The organism is Rummeliibacillus pycnus, assembly GCF_002884495.1.
Lineage (GTDB): Bacteria > Bacillota > Bacilli > Bacillales_A > Planococcaceae > Rummeliibacillus > Rummeliibacillus pycnus.
In genome coordinates this window covers 2,146,580-2,164,310 of the sequence record NZ_KZ614145.1, presented here as the reverse complement: position 1 = coordinate 2,164,310, position 17,731 = coordinate 2,146,580, and the positions used below count along the sequence as shown (strand labels likewise).

13 protein-coding genes are annotated in these 17,731 nt (G+C 33.2%); 10 read left to right on the top strand and 3 right to left on the bottom strand.

All coding sequences use genetic code 11. The features are described from left to right. Positions 1 to 7 precede the first annotated feature (7 nt). Positions 8 to 160 (bottom strand): hypothetical protein, encoded by a 153-nt coding sequence (locus tag CEF14_RS19045; RefSeq protein WP_170061496.1) that lies wholly within the window; start codon positions 158 to 160, stop codon positions 8 to 10. A 146-nt stretch (positions 161 to 306) separates the two neighbouring features. Here CEF14_RS19045 and CEF14_RS10705 point away from each other — a divergent pair, with 146 nt between their 5' ends. Next, a complete protein-coding gene (locus CEF14_RS10705) occupies positions 307 to 1,698 on the top strand; it encodes an aldehyde dehydrogenase (protein WP_102692854.1) in 1,392 nt (463 codons plus the stop codon). Between the two features lie 274 nt (positions 1,699 to 1,972). On the opposite strand, the gene CEF14_RS10700 is transcribed toward CEF14_RS10705, so the two are convergent. After that, entirely contained in the window at positions 1,973 to 3,616 is a 1,644-nt protein-coding gene (locus CEF14_RS10700) for a two-component system sensor histidine kinase NtrB (protein WP_102692853.1), read from the bottom strand. 40 nt (positions 3,617 to 3,656) lie between these two features. Between CEF14_RS10700 and CEF14_RS10695 the strand changes: the two genes are divergently transcribed. The 8 genes from CEF14_RS10695 (at position 3,657) to CEF14_RS10665 (ending at position 14,149) form a co-directional block, all read left to right on the top strand. After that, a complete protein-coding gene (locus CEF14_RS10695; protein WP_102692852.1) occupies positions 3,657 to 4,715 on the top strand; it encodes a M42 family metallopeptidase in 1,059 nt (352 codons plus the stop codon). Between the two features lie 14 nt (positions 4,716 to 4,729). After that, on the top strand, positions 4,730 to 6,211 hold the full coding sequence (locus CEF14_RS10690; RefSeq protein WP_102692851.1) for a UDP-N-acetylmuramoyl-L-alanyl-D-glutamate--2,6-diaminopimelate ligase: 1,482 nt from the start codon (positions 4,730 to 4,732) through the stop codon (positions 6,209 to 6,211). 135 nt (positions 6,212 to 6,346) lie between these two features. Beyond that, complete coding sequence (locus CEF14_RS10685) at positions 6,347 to 8,344, top strand: LysM peptidoglycan-binding domain-containing protein (protein WP_102692850.1); 1,998 nt, start codon at positions 6,347 to 6,349, stop codon at positions 8,342 to 8,344. 202 nt (positions 8,345 to 8,546) lie between these two features. Continuing rightward, on the top strand, positions 8,547 to 10,121 hold the full coding sequence (locus CEF14_RS10680) for a peptide chain release factor 3 (RefSeq protein ID WP_102692849.1): 1,575 nt from the start codon (positions 8,547 to 8,549) through the stop codon (positions 10,119 to 10,121). Then, positions 10,081 to 10,260, top strand: coding sequence for a hypothetical protein (locus CEF14_RS19040; protein ID WP_170061387.1), 180 nt, complete (start codon positions 10,081 to 10,083; stop codon positions 10,258 to 10,260). The genes CEF14_RS10680 and CEF14_RS19040 overlap by 41 nt, the downstream gene beginning before the upstream one ends. A 234-nt stretch (positions 10,261 to 10,494) precedes the next feature. After that, positions 10,495 to 11,580: an SDR family oxidoreductase gene (locus CEF14_RS10675; protein ID WP_102692848.1), complete on the top strand. Its 1,086-nt coding sequence runs from the start codon at positions 10,495 to 10,497 to the stop codon at positions 11,578 to 11,580. 243 nt (positions 11,581 to 11,823) lie between these two features. Next, positions 11,824 to 12,615, top strand: coding sequence for a TerC family protein (locus CEF14_RS10670; RefSeq protein WP_102692847.1), 792 nt, complete (start codon positions 11,824 to 11,826; stop codon positions 12,613 to 12,615). 184 nt (positions 12,616 to 12,799) lie between these two features. Continuing rightward, on the top strand, positions 12,800 to 14,149 hold the full coding sequence (locus CEF14_RS10665) for a TrkH family potassium uptake protein (RefSeq protein ID WP_102692846.1): 1,350 nt from the start codon (positions 12,800 to 12,802) through the stop codon (positions 14,147 to 14,149). 82 nt (positions 14,150 to 14,231) lie between these two features. On the opposite strand, the gene CEF14_RS10660 is transcribed toward CEF14_RS10665, so the two are convergent. Then, complete coding sequence (locus CEF14_RS10660) at positions 14,232 to 15,980, bottom strand: B12-binding domain-containing radical SAM protein (RefSeq protein WP_102692845.1); 1,749 nt, start codon at positions 15,978 to 15,980, stop codon at positions 14,232 to 14,234. Positions 15,981 to 16,231: 251 nt separating this feature from the next. Here CEF14_RS10660 and CEF14_RS10655 point away from each other — a divergent pair, with 251 nt between their 5' ends. After that, positions 16,232 to 17,707: a PAS domain-containing sensor histidine kinase gene (locus tag CEF14_RS10655; protein WP_102692844.1), complete on the top strand. Its 1,476-nt coding sequence runs from the start codon at positions 16,232 to 16,234 to the stop codon at positions 17,705 to 17,707. Positions 17,708 to 17,731 lie beyond the last annotated feature (24 nt).

The following is a 17,731-nucleotide window of genomic DNA, read 5'->3' as shown; positions in this document are numbered from 1 at the left end:
TTCCACTTTATGTTGAGGGTCCCTCTTTAAAATTTTCTTCATTTAAATTTTTTAAATACAAGAATTCTTCATTATCTAATTCATGTTGACGCTCCAATGAGATACCAATAGACAAATCTCCTGAAAATAGTGATTCCCACCAAGTTTCTGTTTTTAACATCGTCGTTTCTCCCTTCGCGAGTAGAATTCAAAATTCACAAATGGTACAATTTGAAAAAGACAGTACGTGCTGGCAAATCAACATGCTATGTAGCTGAAAATAGTATGGGTGACTACACCTTTTTTATACGTTAAAGGAGGATATTTATGGCGAATTTTACTGCACAAGATGTAGAGTTTATGATAGCTGAGCAGCGTAATTATTTTTTTTCAGGCGCTACCAAGAAGATTGAATTTCGAAAAGAACAGTTAAGAAAACTGAAGGGTTCTATCAGTCATTATGAAAAGGAAATTATGCAGGCTTTGTATGAAGATCTGCATAAGAATGAGTTTGAAGCCTATTCTACAGAAGTAGGATTGGTTTTAGAAAGCATTAGCCATATACAAAAATATTTAGAGGATTGGATGCATCCAGTTGCAGTTCCCACACCACTTCATTTACAACCTGCTAAGAGCTTTGTTGTAAGGGAACCTTATGGTGTAACATTAATAATTGGACCTTATAATTATCCATTTCAACTTGTGATGGAGCCATTAATTGGGGCTATTATTGGTGGGAATACTGCAATTGTCAAGCCTTCTGAATCAGCACCTCATACAGCAGAAATACTAAAGAAAATTATTCGAGAAACATTTGAGGAAAGATATATTCGCGTTGTAGAAGGTGAAGTTGAAGAAACTACAGCACTTATTCATGCTTCATTTGACTATATTTTCTTTACTGGGAGTGTAGCTGTAGGGAAAATTGTGGCAAAAGCCTGTGCTGAACGATTAACACCTTATACATTGGAACTTGGCGGAAAAAGCCCTGCAATTGTTGATCAAACTGCAAATATAGAAGTAGCTGTAAAACGACTTGCTTGGGGCAAATTTACAAATGCTGGTCAAACATGCGTAGCACCTGATTATGTGCTTGTCCATGAGTCTGTAAAAGTGTCGTTTATCAGACATTTAAAGAAGACGTTGCAAAAATTCTATGGCAAAAATGCACAAGAAAGCGCTGATTTTGGCCGAATCATAAATACCAAACAGTTTGATCGCTTAACAGATTTGTTAGACAAAGAGCAAGATCATATACTATTTGGTGGTCAAACAGATCGTGCTGACTTATATATTGAACCAACTATTTTACAAGATATTACTTGGAGTAGTCCCATTATGGAAGACGAAATTTTCGGTCCAATTATGCCAATACTAGTTTATGATGATTTACGCCAAGTCATTCATCAAATTCGACAAAAACCAAAACCACTTGCTGCATATTTTTTCTCTGAAACAGAAAAAGCAATCCATTTTTTCTTAGATGAGTTACCATTTGGTGGAGGATGTATAAATGATACCATTACTCATGTTGCAAACATCCATCTCCCATTCGGAGGTGTAGGTACTTCAGGAGTACATAATTACCATGGAAAAGCAAGCTTTGAATGTTTTACTCATCCAAAATCAATATTAAAAAAATCCACGAAATTAGCTAATAACTTACTATTTCCACCATATAAACAAAAAGTGAAATTAGTAAAAACAATTCTACGATAAAAGCATAAGGTGCTCGATCAGCTTTATTGGACAAGCTAAGTCATCTTGTCATGTGGTAATACCAATAGACGCTCACAACTTGTGAAGCAAATGAAAAGGATTGTCCCATCACTCATCCGAAGATGAGTGATGGACAATCCTTTTTTTATCATGCAATGGGCCCACTTCTAGAATAAGGAAAGCTCAAAAGAAATGGCGTGTGAAATCTACCCATAAAAGGCTGATTCGTTCAATTACTAATCAGTAGGATGAACCACACGATGGAAGTTTCACTTTATTTAACGGATAATGGGAGAAAAATTGTAATTTCTGTGCCTTCGCCATACGTACTATCAATTTCAATATGGCCACAGTGCTCTTGAATAATTTTCTCAGTAATCATCATTCCTAATCCTGTTCCATCAGATTTAGTCGTGTAGAATGGTTCAAAAATATGATCAATTACTTCCTTTTTCATTCCAAGGCCAGTATCTTCAATTTTGATAGAACAAAAATGTTCAGAAGTTTTTCCGACGGTAAGCGTAATATTACCGTCTTTTTCAATAGCTTCTACTGCATTTTTGATAAGATTGATAAAAACTTGTTTAATTTGATTGGCATCCCCAGTAATGATAATATCTTTGGCATTCCATTTTTCTGATAGAGAAATGTTTCTAGCTTTTAGTTCAGGTTTATATAATGTCAAAATATCACATATGACTTGATCAATCTTAAAATCTATTGGGTTAATAGAATTTGGTTTAGATAATACTAGAAATTCACTAATGATAAGATTAATTCGATCAATCTCAGAATCGATTAAATTTGTATAATAACTATATGGTGAATTGTAATTATCTTTCATCATTTGTACAAATCCTGAGATCACAGTTAAAGGATTTTTTATTTCATGTGCAACTCCAGCTGCAATTTCGCCAGCCATTTTTAATTTCTCTGATTGGATTCGAATTTGTTCAGCTTCTTTTTTATATGAAATATCACGGGTAATGACAGATGTTGCAATAATATTTCCTAGTGAGTCCATAATTGGAGAAAGTGTAATTTCTGCATCAAAAAATGTGCCATCTTTTTTCATATCTTTTGTTTCGAGAAGGTCAAAACTTTCGCCTTCTAGTAGCCTACGAATTCGGTCATTAGCTTGATCCATATTTTCAGGAGGTACCAAAGGAATTGGTTTGCCAATACATTCTTCTTTAGACCAACCATAAAGTTTTACGAATGCAGGATTGACCGCAATAACATTATTATTTAAATCGAATACAGCTATACTATCCTTGGCATTTTCAAAGAATAATTTAAGATAACCTTCTTTCGATAATAACGCTTGTTCTTTATTATTCGCTTCTTGCTCCACTTTTCTCCAACTGTAATTCATATAAATACTTTGGATAATACCAATCACTGCAAAAAAACAAATAACAAGAAAGAAAATAGTGATGTCGGATCGATTATAATAATGTGAAAATTGGTCAAAATGGTATTTTAATAATAAATAAAACTCCAACATCGTAACCAACATCATTGAAAAATTTAACCAAAATGATTGATATAAAGCTAGAATAAAAAGTAGTAGAATAAGATATATAAGATGGTGAGTATAATTAGATTGTAAGTTAATCGCTAGCGCAACACCATTTAAACCAGCGGTTAGAAGGATACATATTAGTCGCCCGTCTACTTTTAACCATGATAGGATATAGATAAATAGACAATAAAAAATAGCTATAATAAGTAAAGGCATTTCATTATTAAGTAATCCTAGTAAGGTAACCAGTGTATAGATCAAAATTGTTGCTGTTAGGATAAATAATACGAATTGATTCCTTTTTTGTAAAACAGTTGAGTGCTGCATAAAGACACCTCGAAAGAATGTTATTAATACCATCATACATGATTTAGCGTTGTCGTAAAATGTCATATTTTGATATTATGAAAAGTAATAAGTGGGAGGCTTTGTGATGAAAGATCATTTCAATGAAAAAGAAACAGTTGAATTACTAGGGAAATTAGCAAATATAGCGAGTCCTTCAGGTTATACAATGGATATTACGAAATTTATCTCAGGATTATTAGAAGAAATAGGTGTACAATTTAAACAAACCAACAAAGGTGCATTAATCGTAACAATCTCAGGAAAAAACAATAAACGACATCGTTTACTCACAGCACATGTGGATACTCTTGGAGCAATTGTTAAAGAGATTAAACCTAATGGTCGATTAAGATTATCAATGATTGGTGGTTTTAACTGGAATGCAGTAGAAGGAGAATATTGTATCATTCATACTGCTTCGGGCAAGAAAGTTCGAGGAACAATTTTAATGCATGAAACTTCTGTACATGTGTATAAAGGAGCAGGAGAGTTACCCCGTAATGATGAACATATTGAAGTGCGTGTAGATGAAAAAGTCTTCAATGCTGATGATACTCGAGCAATTGGTATTGAAGTAGGTGATTTCGTTTCATTTGATCCACGATTTGAAGTAACAGAAACGGGATTTGTAAAATCTCGACATCTTGATGACAAAGCAAGTACCGCTTTATTGCTTCAACTGCTAAAAACGATAACAACTGAAAAAATTGAATTGCCATATACTACACATTTTTATATCTCAAATAATGAGGAAATTGGTTATGGTGGTAATGCAAGTATTCCTACGGAAGTAGTGGAATATATCGCTGTTGACATGGGAGCAATTGGGGATGGACAGGCTTCAGATGAATATACGGTTTCGATTTGTGCAAAAGATTCAAGTGGTCCGTATCACTATGAATTAACGCATCAATTAGTATCACTCGCAAAAGCTAGTGATATAGATTATAGATTAGATATCTACCCATATTATGGCTCCGACGCATCAGCAGCTATTCGAGCAGGATATGATGTTCGTCATGCTTTATTTGGTGCTGGAATTGAGTCTTCTCATGCTTATGAAAGAACTCATGTCGATTCACTACGCAATACAGCTGCATTACTGCTTGCGTATGTTACATCATCTATGATTGATGAAAAATAGGAGGAACAATTATTATGCAAGCAACACAATTACTACAATGTTTACCTATAAAAAAAATTATCGGTACATTACCTGAAAATATTAAAGACATTGCGATTGATTCACGCAGTGTCCAACCTAAAAGTATCTTTGTCTGCATTAAAGGTTATACAGTTGATGGACATGACTATGCACAAAAGGCTGTTGATAACGGTGCAATTATTGTTGTAACAGAACGTCAATTAGATTTAGAAGATCATATTGCTCAAGTAATTGTAAAAGATACAAACAGAGCACTTGGTCTACTGGCAGCTAAATTTTTTGATTACCCATCAAAAGATATTACGATGTTTGGTGTAACTGGAACAAATGGAAAAACAAGTGTAGCCACAATGATCGAAAATATCTTACTTGGATTAGGAGTTCGTTCAGCGATGAAGGGTACCATTGGTTTTAACTTAAATGGTATTTTATACGCTTCTGGGAACACAACAAGTGATGCATTATCAACCCAACAAATGATTTTCCGTGCAAGAGCGGAAGGTTGCCGTGGAATGGTGATGGAAGTGTCTTCTCATGGTCTTGTACTGGGAAGAGTAGCAGGAGTCGATTTTGATGTTGCAATCTTTACGAATCTAACCCATGATCATTTAGATTTTCATGGAACGATGGAGAATTATGGGAATGCAAAAGGTTTGCTGTTCTCTCAACTAGGACAAGATCTTGAAAAAGATAAACATGCTGTATTAAATGCTGATGATCCTTGGTCAGAAAAATATGCAGGTCTAACACCTTTCCCAATATGGACATATGGTTTAAAAAATGAAGATGCAATGTTTAGAGGAATTAATTGTCAGTATCATGACCATATGACCTATTTTGATATGGTAACACCAGATGGTACATTCCCAGTACAATTACACTTACTAGGCGAATTTAATGTTTATAATGCGTTAGCTGCAACTGCTGCACTTTACTGTAAAGGATATCCTATAAAAGATATTATCGAACAATTAGAAGCAATGGGTCCTGTAAAAGGACGCATGCAACAAGTTTCGACGAAAGATCTTCCAATTAATATTTTTGTCGATTATGCACATACACCTGATGCAATTGAAAAGGCTATTACGGCTGCCATGCCATATAAGAAAAACAAAATGATCTTCTTAATTGGAACAGGTGGTAATCGTGACAAATCAAAACGCCCGGATATGGCGAAAGAAGCTTCGCGTGCTGATTATGTTATTTTAACAACCGATGATCCCCGTTATGAAGAGTATGAAAGTATTATGAATGACTTAGAAAAAGGGATGCAACATGACCGTTATAAATGTATTGGGGATCGTGCAGAAGCAGTACGCTATGCAGTGGAAATTGCTGAACCTGGTGATATGATCATTTTTGCTGGTAAAGGTCATGAAGATTATCAAATTATAGGTAATACTAAATACCCGCATAGTGATGGTGATATTGCATTAGAAGCAGCTAAGAGAAAGTTCGATATGACTAATAAGTAATTCATTTCAAATACTACAAATGTTACGACTGTTTTACATTTGTAGTATTTTTTTGTGTTTTTTGGGGGATACAGATTAATAGTTTATGGATAAATGGTATCATACTAGTATCATAGGAAAAAAGAAGGGAGAAAAATGAAACTATTAGTAAATAGTGATTCTAGTGGTTTGAATGTAGAAAAGAGAACTAAAGCCAATAAACTATTAATCGCAGGTTTATCAGCTGTAATTACAACTACTGCTATTCCTACTATTTCCTTAGCGGCTGAAAAGGAAGATATTGGTAAAAAAGAGATGACAAATCTTGAACAGGAAGAATCAAATATTAATCCCACTACAGAATCTCCAGAATTACAAGTTGGAAAGCAAGATTCTAAAACTAAAGAGAATACATTGGATGCAAAGAAAACAACACCCACTACTAAAATTGATTCAAAAGTAGAAAATTCAGTTCAATCCAATGCTTCTTCGAGTGTAACCGAAAAACATGAAGATATAGAACAAGCAACTATTAATCAACCTACTCTTCAACCAACATCCGTATATAAGGAAAATGTTGAAGAAAAGGAGGTTACTGTACCTCAGCAAAATGTTAAGGTCTTAGCCAAAGTTGCTACTAGTGCAGGGACTTTTTCTGTTAGTGCTTTTATCAATGGAATAGCCCCGTTTGCTCGTAATCTAGCCTATCAAAATGGATTGTATGCATCAGTAATGATTGCACAAGCTACTCTGGAAAGTGCTTATGGGACAAGTGGCTTAGCATCAGCACCCAATTATAATCTGTTTGGTATGAAGGGGGCATATAACGGCAAATATGTTTTGATGCCTACTTTAGAAGACGATGGTAAAGGGCATTACACACAAATAAATGCTAAGTTTAGAAAGTATCCATCCTATCAAGAATCATTACAGGATTATGTAAACCTTATAAAAAATGGTCTTTCTTGGAACTCCACTTTTTACAAAAATGTTTGGGTTGTTAATACAAGATCTTATCGAGATGCAACGGCTGCATTAGCAGGTACATATGCTACGGATACTCTTTATGCAACAAAGTTAAATAATTTAATCGAAACCTATAATTTAACAAAATACGATGCGGTTAATGCTGAAAATAGTACATCAAGTGAAAATTCGTCAGTTTCAGATCAATCATCAACAAGCTCGAATAGTTCCCCTAAAACTACTTATACAGTTGTTTCTGGAGATACATTATCTAAAATTGCCTTTAAATTGAATACTACTGTATCAAATTTAAAGGCATTGAACCATTTAACATCTGATCTAATATACGTTGGGCAAAAGATACTATTTAAAAAAGAGATTGTGTTAACATCTAATAGCACAAATAAAAACACTGAAACTACTAGTACAACTAAAACGTATCAAGTAGTAAAAGGGGACTCCTTGTCTAAAATCGCCCAAAAGTACAAAACAACCGTAACGAATTTGAAAAAGTGGAATAACTTAAAATCAGATTTGATCTATGTAGGCCAAAAATTAAAAATAAGTAAGCCTACAACAACGCAAACGGCAAAAAACACCAATACATCATACAGTGGAAGTAAAACGACAACGATAAAAACATACCAAGTAGTAAAAGGCGATTCATTATCTAAAATTGCCAAAAAGTATAAAACAACCGTAACGAATTTGAAGAAGTGGAATAGTTTAAAATCAGATTTGATCTATGTAGGTCAAATAATAAAAGTAAGTAAGCCTACAATCACCAAAAAAACTACCACAACCACAAGTTCATCAACCAAAAGTAAAATAAAGGATGCTAGGATCTCCAATTCTACAATAACTTACAAGGTTCAAAGTGGGGACTCATTGTCTGTTATTGCGAAAGTGTACAATGTTTCGATAGCAGACTTAAAAAAATGGAATGGTTTAAAATCAGATAAAATTTATGTTGATCAAAAAATAAAAATTCAAAAAATGAGAAATACGGTAATTTCTTTAAATAGTATAACTAAATCAACAGGAACTAAGAAATATTCCGTTCAAAGTGGTGATTCGTTATCGGTTATAGGAAAAGTTTACGGTGTCTCAGTAGCAAGTTTAAAGAAATGGAATAACTTAAAATCAGATTTAATCTATGTAGGTCAAAAACTAATTGTAAAAAAATAAGATATTCAAAATAAGTGGGGGTATTAATACCCTCACTTTTTTTGTTATAATTGAAAGGTTAAGTTTTGAAGAAAAAATTATTGTTCAAAATATAGATAAAAGTAATTAAAATAGATGAGGAACGTGATACCCAGTGTAGAAAATATTGTCTTCATTTGGATATTTTTATAAACAGATAAAATGAATATAAGGAGAAATAGAAATGAGTTCTAAGCTTGAACAAGATATATTAACACGTCGTACTTTCGCCATCATTTCCCACCCGGATGCTGGTAAAACGACAATGACCGAAAAATTATTATACTTTGGTGGTGCCATTCGTGATGCAGGTACTGTTAAAGCAAAAAAATCAGGTAAATTTGCAACATCTGACTGGATGGAAATTGAAAAGCAACGTGGGATTTCCGTTACATCCTCTGTTATGCAATTTGACTATAATGGTTGTCGTGTCAATATTTTGGACACACCTGGACACCAAGATTTCTCTGAAGATACCTATCGTACATTAATGGCAGTAGATAGTGCTGTTATGATTATCGATGCTGCCAAGGGGATTGAAGCACAAACATTAAAATTATTTAAAGTATGTAGTATGCGTGGTATTCCAATCTTTACTTTCATTAACAAATTAGACCGTCAAGGGAAAGAACCACTTGAATTGATGGAAGAGTTAGAAGAGGTATTAGGAATCCAAGCATATGCGATGAATTGGCCAATTGGTATGGGGAAAGAATTCCTGGGTATTTATGACCGTTATAATCGTCGTATTGAACAATTCCGTACGGATGAAGAAGATCGTTTCCTACCACTCGATGAGAATGGTGAACTTGCAGTTGATCACGAAATGAAAAAAACGTCATACTATACACAAGCAATGGATGATATCATGCTTTTAGATGAAGCTGGAAACGAATTCTCAGAAGAACGTATTAAAAAAGGTGCATTAACACCAGTATTCTTTGGATCTGCCTTAACAAACTTTGGTGTACAAACATTTTTAGAAACCTATTTAAATTTTGCTCCTACACCACAACCTCGCTTAACAGCAGATGAAACATTGGTAGAACCTTTAGATAACGAATTCTCTGGTTTTGTATTCAAAATTCAAGCAAATATGAATCCAGCTCACCGTGATAGAATTGCTTTCGTTCGTATCGTATCAGGAAAGTTTGAACGTGGGATGAATGTTACTTTAACACGTACAAATAAATCCTTTAAAGTCACACAATCTACCCAATTCTTAGCAGATGATCGTGAAACAGTAGATGAAGCAGTTGCTGGAGATATTATCGGTTTATATGATACAGGTAACTATCAAATTGGTGACACCATTGTTGGTGGTAAAAAGACATTCCAATTCGAAAAATTACCACAGTTCACGCCAGAACTTTTTGTACGTGTAACTGCTAAAAACGTTATGAAATCAAAACATTTCCATAAAGGTATCGAACAACTTGTACAAGAAGGGGCCATTCAATACTATAAAACATTACACACTGAAGATATTATTCTTGGTGCGGTTGGTCAACTTCAATTTGAAGTATTTGAAAATCGTATGAAAAATGAATACAATGTTGAAGTTCGTATGGAACCAATCGGTAGTAAAATGGCACGCTGGATAGAAAATGAAGAAGATGTTAAAGAGTCAATGTCTGGTCCACGTAGTACGTTGGTGCATGACCGTTTTAATAACCTTGTATTCTTATTCGAAAATGAGTTTGCAATGCGTTGGTTTAATGACAAAAATCCAGATATTCGATTATATAGCTTGCTCTAAGAAACGTGCTGCAAACTACATTATAGTTTTGCAAAATGCACAACTTTATAAATCATCAAAGACTGTAGAATTGTCTACAGTTTTTTCTTTTATGAAAAATAATATTGATCAACGAAAGTGGAATGTCGATCGTCTATGAAATAAATTCATACAACAAAATGTTTGTAAAAATTCTGAATAATAATTATGATTATAGAATAAATAGTTTCTATTTATTTCCTATTTATATTAGATGATTATAGTAAGTTAAGAGAATGTTAAATTTTTGTAAATATGTATCGGATCTAATATAACGGATGAAGATATCTTGATAATATAATCCTAAATTAGTAATTAATTTTACATTCTTATAAATTAGAAAGAGGGAAAATCAATGACAGTAGCCTTTTTTACCGGATTTCCAGGGTTTATAGCTAGTAGGATTATTCTTGAAGCATTTGAAAAAAATCAATATAAAAGGATTTACGCCATTGTATTAGCAACTCAATTTGATAAGGCAGAGCAAGAGAAAAAATCTATATTGTCTCAATTTCCAGATAAGGAAATTGTGTTAATCGAAGGTGACATTACTTTGCCACAATTAGATTTAAGTGATGAAACCATGATCATGCTCCAAGAACAAGTTGAAGTTGTTTGGCATCTGGCTGCTATTTATGATTTAGCAGTACCAAGACCTATTGCTTGGAAAGTTAATGTACATGGCACAGAAATGATGAACCTCTTTGTAGAAGAATTACCTCATCTAAAACGTTATATGTATTTTAGTACCGCATATGTAGCGGGAACTCGTATAGGAAATTTACTAGAGACAGAACTTATTCGTCCTGAAGGATTCAAAAATTTTTATGAGGAAACAAAGTTTGAGGCAGAGTTATTAGTTGAGACACTAAAAGATCATATACCTGTAACAATTATTCGACCAGGTATCGTTCGAGGAGATTCTAAAACGGGCGAAACGATAAAATTTGACGGACCGTATTTTTTACTAAATATGATTGAGCGTTTAAAAAAATTACCGTTAATCCCCTACATTGGTCATTCTACTTCTAAAATTAATGTAGTACCTGTAGATTATATTTGTCAGGCTTCTGTGTATTTGAGCCAAAAAGAGGAAGCAAACGGTGCTACTGTTCACTTAACAGATCCGTGTCCTCATCCAGTTCAAGAAGTGTATCGTGCATTTGTCAAAGAAATAACCGGAAAAACACCAAAAGGTCATATACCGCTAAATGTAGCTCAAGCGTCATTAGGAATCCATGCTATTCGTAAAAAACTTGGTGTTGAATACGAGGCACTTGATTATTTAACTTGGAATGCAAGCTTTGATACAACTATTGCAACATCCTTATTAAGGGATTCTGGAATTGAATGTGCAGATTTTATAAAGACAATACCTGTAATGGTTCAATATTACGAAGAACATAAAAATAATTTGCGATATCAGATAGAAATAAAATAATTAAATATTCCCGTTTACTTTTAGGTGGTTATTCTTTATACTATGTTTATACAAAAATTAAATAACTTTTGACATTATTGTCAAAGGGGAGTAGCTATAGGGAAACCTACCTTGTACTCGTCATTACATGGCTTCATGGCCATCGGGTATGAGAGCAAATTTTACTTTTATTCAATTGCTAAGCGAGACCTTTGCCTTTTTAGGCAGGGGTCTTTTATTTTTTGTCAAAAAGGAGGAATTTGGATGGAAACAATATTATTGGAATATGGATGGGTTTTGTTAGTATTGGTTGTATTAGAAGGATTATTGGCTGCAGATAATGCAGTTGTTATGGCTGTTATGGTCAAACATTTGCCATTAATGCAACAAAAAAAAGCATTATTTTATGGATTGTTAGGTGCATTTGTATTACGTTTTGCTGCGTTATTCTTAATTACATTTTTAGTTAACTGGTGGTGGGTACAAGGAATAGGAGCGGCATATCTTCTGTTTATTTGTTGTAAACATATTTATGACATGCGTAAACATAATTGGGGAGAACATCAACCAAAAGAAAAAAAAGCATCAGGCTTCTGGGCTACTGTTGTAAAAGTGGAATTAGCTGATTTAGCTTTTGCAATAGATTCTATGCTTGCAGCAGTTGCACTTGCTGTCACTTTACCTGAATTGGGAAGTTTTCACATTGGTGGAATAAATGCTGGACAATTTCTGGTTATGTTCTTAGGTGGTATTATTGGCTTAATTATTATGCGATTTGCGGCACAGTGGTTTGTACGTCTATTGCAACAATATCCATCACTTGAAACAGCAGCATTTTTAATTGTTGGTTGGGTGGGCATCAAACTTACTGTGATGACATTCGCACACCCCAAAGTGGGTATACTAGCGGAACAGTTCCCACATTCAGTCTTATGGAAAAGTATTTTCTGGAGTGTTCTTGTCTTATTAGCTCTTAGTGGCTATCTCACAAGTGTACGAAAGAAGAAAAAAGTAGAACAAGAAAAAACTAAACATATAAAAGAAGTTGAAGAATAAACGAACTCTTCTTATATGCTGAGTATTGCAATTGGATTTTTAGATCAAATGAGTAAGCACTTTTCTTGAATTGAATGGAATATGTAAGCTGAATCTGTTCAATAATATAAAGTCTCTTTCCTTTTCGCCCAATTTTGCATACAATTAATTATATCTTGGTTTCAAGAGTGAAAGGATCGATATTATGGGAACAGTTAAAGATATAAATAAACGCACAACACCATTCCAAGCAATCGTTTCCTATTACTTTGTTGCTATAGCTATATCATTTATTCTTTTAAGTTTACCAGGTGTACATCAAAATGGTGTACACGTATCCTTTTTAGATAGTTTGTTTACAGCTGTAAGTGCAGTAAGTGTTACGGGATTATCAGTAGTCAATATTTCAGAAACATATACTACCTTTGGAATTGTCATGCTGCTTTTAATTATGCAGCTAGGTGCGATTGGTATTATGTCATTAGGCACATTTACATGGCTTTTGTTCGGAAAAAAAATTGGTTTACGTGAGAGACAATTAATTATGGTAGACCATAATCAATATAATCTTTCAGGTGTAGTACATTTGATTAAAGAAATTCTTAAAATACTATTGGCAATTGAATTTATTGGAGCAATTATTTTAACTCTTTATTTTACACAGTATTTTGGCACATTTAAAGAAGCTCTTTATAATGGACTATTTGCCGCAATCTCTGCTACAACTAATTCGGGTTTTGATATTACAGGAAGTTCGTTAGTACCTTTTCATCATGATTATTTCGTACAATTAATTAATATGATTATGATGGCATTGGGAACTATTGGATTTCCTGTATTAATTGAAGTGAAAAGATTTCTTTCAAATACGGACAGGCATTTTAAATTTTCTCTTTTTACTAAAATTACAACTTCAACCTACCTAATTCTATTTGTTGTCGGTACTTTTGGTATATTGATTTTAGAATCTTTTCATTCTTTTAAAGGAATGAGTTGGCATGAAGCATTGTTTACAGCAATGTTCCACTCACTTTCTGCAAGATCTTCGGGGTTTATAACAGTTGATATCACAAAATTCAATGAAGCAACAGATATTCTTTTAAGTGTTCTAATGTTTATTGGCGCTTCGCCAAATTCAGTTGGTGGAGGTATTAGAACAACAACTTTTGCGGTTGCCATTCTTTTTTTGGTCAACTTTGCAAGAAATAAACAAGAAATACAAGTTTTTCATCGAGAAATTCATCTGATTGATGTATACCGTTCATACGTTGTTATTATTTTATCAATTTTCATGGTGGTTGTAGCAACAATGGCATTAACATTATCAGAAAAACATGCAACGTTAATGCAAATTATTTTTGAAATTACATCAGCCTTCGGGACAGTCGGAATGTCTTTAGGTTTAACAGAACAATTATCAGCATTTGGCAAAGTAGTTATGATTGTTCTAATGTTTATTGGAAGAGTAGGAATCATCTCTTTCCTATATTCAATAGGTGGGAAATCTGAAAAAACAAATTATCATTACCCGAAAGAGCGTGTAATAATTGGATAGACTTATAAAGGGACTATATATTATAGGGTGAAAATTATAAAAGGATATCCATAAGCAATTTAATGCTAATGGATATCCTTTTTTATGCTAATTTTGTTATATCTATTGAAGCGAAGTAAGGTGATCCATCTTTGCGGAAGAAAGTGAATAAATAGCCTGGTTGTTTTTTGATTTCTCCCTTTATATAGGCCTCATAGTTAATACTAAATGGTGTTAGCAATGTATGTTTGTATAAATCTTTTTCAGCAACATTCATATTGGCAAATTCTACACCCGCAATTGCAGGATTTTCACGCAGTGCTTTGAAGATTGCTTTCGAAACTTCTTCTTGGGTTCTATTTTGCCACCAAATTTTACGTGGTTGGAACTGTTGTGCTTTCAAATAATCAATCTGCATCAAGTTCGTCACAATTTCCATTGGAACGTTCCCACGTTGTTCTAAAAATACTAATAAACGAGTAAATAGATCTTCTAATTGATGACCAATACGTGACCATCCTTGTTCATCCCAGTAAGTTCCAAATTCTTGGAAAAAGTCGAATGGAGTATCAAATACATCCGTTACTAAAAATTCGATTGTGTGATTCATACGATGATCATTCCAATATTTCTCCAAAATATCTTCTGTTTGTTTGATGTGTAAGATATCATCAAATGATAATACATGATTAGCAAAGATTTCATAAGGGGCCATATTGATATATTGATAACCATATTGCTTTGCTTGTAATCGAAGGCCTGTACCTCTTAGTAATTTTAAAAATCCTAATTGTAACTCTTCAGGTCTCATCGCAAATACATCATTAAAAGTTTTGCGGAAACTCATATAATCTTCTTCTGGTAATCCAGCAATCAGATCTAAATGTTGATCAATTTTGCCACCTTCTTTTACCATGTTGACAGTGCGAGAAAGTTTAGTGAAGTTTTGACGACGTTTGACTAAATCATTCGTTAAATCATTTGTTGATTGAACACCAATTTCAAAACGGAACAATCCTTTTGGAGCATTATCATTTAAAAATTGTATGACTTCAGGTCTCATAATATCCGCTGTGATTTCGAATTGGAATACGACACCAGGCTTATGCTCATCAATTAGAAATTGAAACATTTCCATTGCATAACTTCTACTTATATTAAATGTCCGATCGACAAATTTTATTGTACGGACGCCATGATCCATTAAATATCGAATATCGTCTTTGATTTTTTCACGATTAAAGTAACGAACACCAACTTCAATAGAAGAAAGACAAAACTGGCAGTTAAAAGGACAACCACGACTTGTTTCGATATAAGCAATTCGTTTTGGTATATGAGGTATGTCCTCTTCGAAACGAAATGGACTTGGCATTTCTCGTAAATCAATCTTAGGTGCTGCAGGATGAATGATCACCTTACCCTCTTTTAAATAACCAATACCAGGAACATCATTTAGTGGTATTTGACCATCTAAGTGACGAAGCAATTGTTTGTAGGACAACTCACCTTCTCCCATAATTATAAAATCAACTTCATCAATACGATGTAACCAATCATGGACATCATAAGATACCTCTGGACCACCTAAAATAATTGTCGTTTTAGGACTTACCTCTTTTAACATACGAATAACACGTATTGTTTCTTCAATATTCCATATATAACAACTGAAACCGATAATATCTGGTTTTTTTTGATATAGGTCTGACACTATATTAAATGAAGGATCCTTTATAGTATATTCAGCTAAGATAGGATTAAATTCAGGTTTTGCATAAGATTTTAAATATCGAATAGCAAGATTAGTATGGATATACTTAGCGTTTAATGTAGCAAGAACGATATTCATGTAAAAACTCCTCTAGTTAAAAAGATATTGTGGAAATTAATTGAAATTTTCAAATAGACCTATTAGAATAAAAGGTACAGGATAATTATATCGGAATTAATATAAGTATAAATACCTATTTTAAATAATTGGAATTTATGGAATAATCTGAATATTACTATAAATATAAACTTTTAAAATAAATCAAGATTGTCATAGTTTTAGAACAAGATTCATATTAGTATAAAAAAGAAGGGCTTGGTGAGTATCTAATGGATAAGGAAATTTTTCAAGCTTTTGATTTTTCGTTTCAAGAATGTGAAGAACCTATCGTAATTGTGGATCATAGATACCATATTTTGTATGCAAATGAACTAGCTCAAAATCTACTACAAATTGAAGAAGATGTGAATATTGGTAGTTGGTTTAACAATGAATCCTATAAAACTTGGACAAGATTGGCGACTGATATTAAAAGTCATTCGTATATAGCTGAGAAAATGACGATTGATACTTTATATTACAAGATTAAGGATATGAAAGTGACCAGCTATTATTCAGATGTATACGATTGGATTTTACTATGTTTTCATTATTCCGAAGCCCCATCAAAAATTAAAAAACACTATGATATCGAAAAAAAATATCAACGTATATTCGATCAACCAGGATATGGTCTTGTATTAACAGATGCAGAAGGAAAGATTTTAGAAATTAACGAAATGGCAGCAAAGTTGCTTAACATTTCTAGCAAAGGTCTGATTGGACAATACTCAAAAATATTATTGACATTATTCCCGAAAAATAGAAGTGAAATTCTAAAATTCTTTCATAAATTAGTTGAGACAGGTAGTGGAGAAGTTACAATACAAGTCCCAACTAAAGATGGAATCCGTTATGTACAATTAATGTGTAACTATGATCATTTAGCTGATATTCATTTAATTGCAATTCGTGATGAAACAGAAAAGACGATGCTAATTAAGCAAATTGAACATCAACAAACGCTACAAATGATTGGTGAAATGGCTGCAAGTATTGCACATGAAATCAAGAATCCTATGACTTCTTTGAAAGGTTTTACAGATTTAATGAAGATGACTGCAACTGATGAAAATAAACGCTATTTATCTGTTATTGATAGTGAAATACAGAGAATTGAAAGTATAGTCAATGAATTCTTAAATTTATCAAAACCTGGTGAATATGAAATGAATGTCTTTTCACTCGGAGAACTTGTTGAACAAACAATTGAGTTAATGCAACCCCAAGCCCTAATCCAGAATATTCAAATTGTATACGAAAAAAATATTTACGAAGACGATTTTATTTTAGGAAATAAAAATAAAATGAAACAAGTATTAATTAACTTAATTAAAAATGCAATTGAAGTGATGCCTGCTGGAGGTAATATTACAATGCAGCAGTACGTAGATTATTATGATACCGTAACGCTATCAATTAAAGACGATGGGACAGGTATGTCAGAGCAACAATTGCAAAATATTTTCCTTCCATTTTACACTACAAAACCAGAGGGAACTGGATTGGGTCTTCCGTTTGTTGTGAAAACAATCGAAGAACATGGTGGGAAAATTTTTGCTACAAGTAAAATAGGGGAAGGAACTACCTTTGAACTTGTGTTTCCTCTAGTTATGAAAAATCAAAATGATCGCGTCGCTGAGGATAATATTACAATTAATGTAACTGATAAACAGATGCAACGTAATTTTTATTATCCGGTTTAAGAAAAAGCATGTTTTGACAAAACT

Excerpts from the sequence above, each read along its gene's own strand:
- CEF14_RS19045 (WP_170061496.1), bottom strand. The coding sequence starts at position 160 with ATGTTAAAAACAGAAACTTGGTGGGAATCACTATTTTCAGGAGATTTG.
- CEF14_RS10705 (WP_102692854.1), top strand. The coding sequence starts at position 307 with ATGGCGAATTTTACTGCACAAGATGTAGAGTTTATGATAGCTGAGCAG.
- CEF14_RS10700 (WP_102692853.1), bottom strand. The coding sequence starts at position 3,616 with ATGACATTTTACGACAACGCTAAATCATGTATGATGGTATTAATAACA.
- CEF14_RS10695 (WP_102692852.1), top strand. The coding sequence starts at position 3,657 with ATGAAAGATCATTTCAATGAAAAAGAAACAGTTGAATTACTAGGGAAA.
- CEF14_RS10690 (WP_102692851.1), top strand. The coding sequence starts at position 4,730 with ATGCAAGCAACACAATTACTACAATGTTTACCTATAAAAAAAATTATC.
- CEF14_RS10685 (WP_102692850.1), top strand. The coding sequence starts at position 6,347 with ATGAAACTATTAGTAAATAGTGATTCTAGTGGTTTGAATGTAGAAAAG.
- CEF14_RS10680 (WP_102692849.1), top strand. The coding sequence starts at position 8,547 with ATGAGTTCTAAGCTTGAACAAGATATATTAACACGTCGTACTTTCGCC.
- CEF14_RS19040 (WP_170061387.1), top strand. The coding sequence starts at position 10,081 with ATGACAAAAATCCAGATATTCGATTATATAGCTTGCTCTAAGAAACGT.
- CEF14_RS10675 (WP_102692848.1), top strand. The coding sequence starts at position 10,495 with ATGACAGTAGCCTTTTTTACCGGATTTCCAGGGTTTATAGCTAGTAGG.
- CEF14_RS10670 (WP_102692847.1), top strand. The coding sequence starts at position 11,824 with ATGGAAACAATATTATTGGAATATGGATGGGTTTTGTTAGTATTGGTT.
- CEF14_RS10665 (WP_102692846.1), top strand. The coding sequence starts at position 12,800 with ATGGGAACAGTTAAAGATATAAATAAACGCACAACACCATTCCAAGCA.
- CEF14_RS10660 (WP_102692845.1), bottom strand. The coding sequence starts at position 15,980 with ATGAATATCGTTCTTGCTACATTAAACGCTAAGTATATCCATACTAAT.
- CEF14_RS10655 (WP_102692844.1), top strand. The coding sequence starts at position 16,232 with ATGGATAAGGAAATTTTTCAAGCTTTTGATTTTTCGTTTCAAGAATGT.